The sequence below is a fragment of the Sphingomonas rhamnosi genome, from assembly GCF_036663615.1.
Lineage (GTDB): Bacteria > Pseudomonadota > Alphaproteobacteria > Sphingomonadales > Sphingomonadaceae > Sphingomonas.
Window position 1 is genome coordinate 1 of the sequence record NZ_JAXOJJ010000034.1, and the last position, 1,017, is coordinate 1,017.

A 1,017-nucleotide genomic window follows, 5' to 3' on the forward strand; every position below is an offset into this window, starting at 1 on the left:
CAACATCATGGGCGCGGTTCTTTCACTGGCAAAGTCCAAAGCGCAGGTTAACGTCATCGGCGTTGCGGCGCTCTCCGAAAATATGCCCGGCGGAAACGCACAACGTCCCGGCGATGTCGTGCGCACAATGAGCGGCAAGACCATTGAAGTCCTCAACACCGATGCCGAAGGGCGTTTGGTAATGGCCGACGCCAATGAATATATCGTCGCCAATAAAAAGCCCGGAGCTTTGGTAAACATGGCGACGTTAACGGGCTCTATCGTTGGCGCACTGAATGACGAATATGCCGGCCTTTTCAGCCGTGACGACCGGTTAGCAGCAGCCGTTACCGCAGCGGGGACTGCGACTGGCGAAGAAGTCTGGCGCATGCCGCTCCACAAAAACTATCTTGAGGACATGAAGTCCGACATTGCCGATATCAAAAATGTTGTTGAAGGCGGCGGTCCGGGCGCTGGACTTGGCGCAACCTTTGTTGGCTTCTTCGTTGATAAAAATGTTCCTTGGGCACATCTTGATATTGCAGGCGTCAACTGGGCGGACAAGTCCGGGCCAGTGACGCCAAAGGGTGCTTCTGGCTGGGGCGTGCAACTGTTAGACGCGCTGGCCCGCAATTGGCGTTAACGCTCGCTTCGTCGCATTTTCGGCGGAAAACCGTAATAAGGGATTCCTTTTATTAAGCCCCCGTTTAGTTATGGGGGCTTAACACGGTGAGCATACACTGAAAGTCGGGCGGGGGTCCGACGGGGGGCGGATCATGGTATCACGTTGGGAATCAGCAACCGCACGCGCTTGGTACGCATCCATACCATGGCATAGCGGCTGTAATTTTGCACCATCCTACGCTATCAATCAGCTTGAGATGTGGCAGGCCGAAACCTTCGATTTGGCCGCAATCGATAGCGAATTGTCGCTTGCCGCCTCCGTCGGCATGAATGCCATCCGCGTCTATCTGCATGACCTTTTATGGTTGCAGGATGCCGAAGGTTTCATGGCCCGGATCGAGGCATTTCTGCAAC

1 protein-coding gene is annotated in these 1,017 nt (G+C 55.0%); it reads left to right on the top strand.

The features are described from left to right. Window positions 1-622, top strand: a 622-nt coding sequence (locus tag U1701_RS18660) for a leucyl aminopeptidase family protein (protein WP_332784053.1), incomplete at its 5' end; no start/stop codon positions are given. Window positions 623-1,017 lie beyond the last annotated feature (395 nt).